Annotated in this window: 4 protein-coding genes; 3 read left to right on the forward strand and 1 reads right to left on the reverse strand. The window is 42.7% G+C overall.

Annotation, left to right across the window (positions count from 1 at the left end; genetic code table 11):
- Positions 1-156: 156 nt before the first annotated feature.
- On the forward strand, positions 157-786 hold the full coding sequence (locus tag A3762_RS09395) for a PEP-CTERM sorting domain-containing protein (protein WP_068755129.1): 630 nt from the start codon (positions 157-159) through the stop codon (positions 784-786).
- A 356-nt stretch (positions 787-1,142) separates the two neighbouring features.
- Here A3762_RS09395 and A3762_RS09400 read toward each other — a convergent pair whose 3' ends face one another.
- The gene (locus A3762_RS09400; protein WP_068755131.1) at positions 1,143-1,784 is read right to left on the reverse strand and encodes a DUF642 domain-containing protein; all 642 of its coding nucleotides are present in this window, start codon (positions 1,782-1,784) and stop codon (positions 1,143-1,145) included.
- 287 nt (positions 1,785-2,071) lie between these two features.
- On the opposite strand from A3762_RS09400, the gene A3762_RS09405 reads away from it, so the two are divergent.
- Positions 2,072-2,443 (forward strand): DUF3461 family protein, encoded by a 372-nt coding sequence (locus tag A3762_RS09405; protein ID WP_068755133.1) that lies wholly within the window; start codon positions 2,072-2,074, stop codon positions 2,441-2,443.
- A gap of 219 nt (positions 2,444-2,662) precedes the next feature.
- On the forward strand, positions 2,663-2,873 hold a 211-nt coding region (locus tag A3762_RS09410; protein ID WP_156493355.1), incomplete at its 3' end, for a PHP domain-containing protein.

The raw sequence follows: 2,873 nt of genomic DNA on the forward strand, positions 1-2,873 counted from the left end.
ACTGTTTGATATGAGCTGTATTCTTATAATTTCTTTATAAGGCTATGATTTATAGATATAAATTATTATAGGTTTGATTATTGCTAGTATTACTCCCAAGCCGATTTATAAGAATAGAATGACGCTTACATGGATTGAACATTTGGAGTATTCAAAATGAAATTTGGAAAATTACTTGCGGGTCTGACCCTAGCTGCAGCAGCGACTAGCGCGCAATCTGCAGTTTTAGATTCGAACGATGGATTGTTGACGTATACAGGTCCTTCGTTTGTTGATGTTGCAACGAATAACGATTTTTTAGATGATGAAATTGCAGCAGGTAGCCAATACGGTATTGGCGGTATTCTTGAATTGAACGGCATGGCTGATCTGACCTTTACATACTTAGGTTTTGAAGCAGGCTATGACAACGATTTCGAAGCATACAATAATACGTTCTCAAACCGTGGCGGAAACGCATCAACAGTTGGTGATAGCTTTTCTGCTACAGCGGATGAGTTGGTATTCAGCTTTTACGCGAACAATGTAAACAGCGGTGTTGAAAACCCAAACAACCCAGTTGTTGGTAATCAATATCAGTCTTTCGCTGTAATGCTTGATTCAATGTGGGATGGCGTTATGTATGACGCAATTCTATTGTTTGACGATTCAGGTGCAGGTCCAGACGATAACCATGACGACTTGGTTGTTGGTTTGAATGCCGTTGCGGTTTCTGAGCCGGCAACACTGGCTTTGATGGGACTAGGTCTATTAGGTCTTGGTGCAGCGCGCCGCCGTCAAGCTTAATCGTTTGATGAATTCAAAACCCGCTTCTTGAAGCGGGTTTTTTTATGCCTGAGTGATAGTGTTTATGAAGTATCGGGGCAGAGAGTAAAGTGTAGAGGGCAGGGCGTTGCTTTACTTAGAGTACGCTGGCATCGTCCTGTATCAGCTAATATTTTGCAGGAATCCGTTTGGATAGTTGGCGGGGCTCGCATAATCTTCATAGGGGATGGTGTAAAAGGTGTTAAGCGTAGGTGGCTGGAGGCACTTCGCTGTATGGGGCGCGCTAAAAGGCTTTCTTTGATTGATGCGCGTATTTAAGGGGTAGTTAGACATAAAAAAAGCGCCCGAAGGCGCTTTGATAAGAAGTTAAAAACTACTTATTTTTGTCTGCGTCGTGCTGCACCTAAACCTGCAAGGCCAAGGCCAAGAAGTGCTAATGTCGCTGGTTCAGAGACGGCAGTAGGAGTCACTTTCACGTCATCAAGGAAGTTACCAACTGTGCCGACTTCTGGTGTGATAGATGTGAAACGAATGTACGTTTGCTCGCTTAACGCTTCGAACGTTGCTGTGAAGTAGCTCCACGCTGAAGTAGTGTGGTCTTCGATTGTTTCAGAAATAATAGTCTCTTGGAAGTCCTCATCACTTTCATCTACCGCGTAGATGTCGAATTGGAAAGTTTCGTTTTCGCTTGAACGTGCACGGTACGCGAAAGAGACGTTGTATTCGAAGCCAGCTGTTGTGTCAAACACTTGGTAGATTGAGAATTCAGTTCCGGTGTTTGGATGTGCGTTAAGCTCGCCATGCTGTGTACCTTCCGCCGAAGTCACGCCATTAAAACCTGATTCCCAGATTTCGATGTTGCTGCCTTCCCAGCCTGGTACGTCACCTGAGGATTCGTAAATCCAGCCGCTGCCGTCATTAAGTTCAGGTGCTTCAAAGCCACCGTTAAGAATAAGATTCGCTTGAGCTGTTGCGCTAAAGCAAAGCGCTGCGCCAGTGATAATTCGTGCTAATTTCATCTTTACGTCCCTTTTTATTTACTGCGATAAATTTGCTTAATTTTTAAAGCAATAAATAGTCCGGTATCTAAAAATGTATATGTATCATTGCTTTATAAGAATTTTGTCTTTCCTATATTCAATAAACTGTAAAGTTTCTCGACACGCTTAGTGTTATTTGTAATGTGCTTGTAGCGAAGTAATTCATATCTGCTTCGTGGATTGCGCAAAGCTTGAAAAATGCGGGTTTAACGACTATCTAATAACATTCAAACTATTGCGTTCGCGAATCAGGGAGGACCCCTTTAATGGAAAGCTTGAAATCTCTTGGTATCAAAAATCTGAATAATATTGATTACTACACCGTTCGTAATGAAGGTGATTTTGATGTTTTGAAGGTGTATCACCATCGTGAAAAAGGCGCCATTTTTCATAAAAGTGAGAAGTTCAAATTCCATCGCTCAAGCAAGCCCATGAAAGAATTTTCAAGCGATAGTTACACGCAGATTAGTGAGGTGTCGCCAATGCTTGTGTCGGTGATGAGTGACTTAGACGCAATCACAAAAAAGAAGTCAGTCGAAAAGAACGCAAAAGAAAAGATCTTGTCAGACCTGAGACACTTAGAGAAAGTTGTTGCGAATAAAGTTGCTGAGATTGAAGAGCAGTTGGACCGGCTCTAGCACTCCATGACAAGTTAATTATTGGTTTCAGGGCGTTACCTTCATGATGTGTTGAATAGGGTAGCCGCGCTGATCGTTTTGGCTTCAACGACAGCTCTGTCTTCGCACTTATATTTAGACCTAAATTTAGCAGTAAATATTTAAGCTTATTGCTGCGCATGATAGCATAATATGCTCCTCGTGTAGTTACCCTTTGCTTTATTTAGGAACCCCTGTTTCATGTCGTCTGGCACGCCTCCACAGTTTGTTCATTTACGTGTCCACACCGAGTTTTCACTCGTCAACGGCATGGTTCGCATCAAGCCTCTCGCAAAATATATCGAAGAAACTGAGACTCCAGCGATCGCGATTACGGACCAGTCTAATCTTTGTGCGTATGTGAAGTTCTACAAAGCTATTCGTGGCGTAGGGGCGAAGCCGATTCTTGGAG

The organism is Oleiphilus sp. HI0125 (genome assembly GCF_001635355.1).

What these genes read in the sequence shown, in the direction of transcription:
- A3762_RS09395 (WP_068755129.1), top strand. Translation starts at nt 157, where the DNA reads ATGAAATTTGGAAAATTACTTGCGGGTCTGACCCTAGCTGCAGCAGCG.
- A3762_RS09400 (WP_068755131.1), bottom strand. Translation starts at nt 1,784, where the DNA reads ATGAAATTAGCACGAATTATCACTGGCGCAGCGCTTTGCTTTAGCGCA.
- A3762_RS09405 (WP_068755133.1), top strand. Translation starts at nt 2,072, where the DNA reads ATGGAAAGCTTGAAATCTCTTGGTATCAAAAATCTGAATAATATTGAT.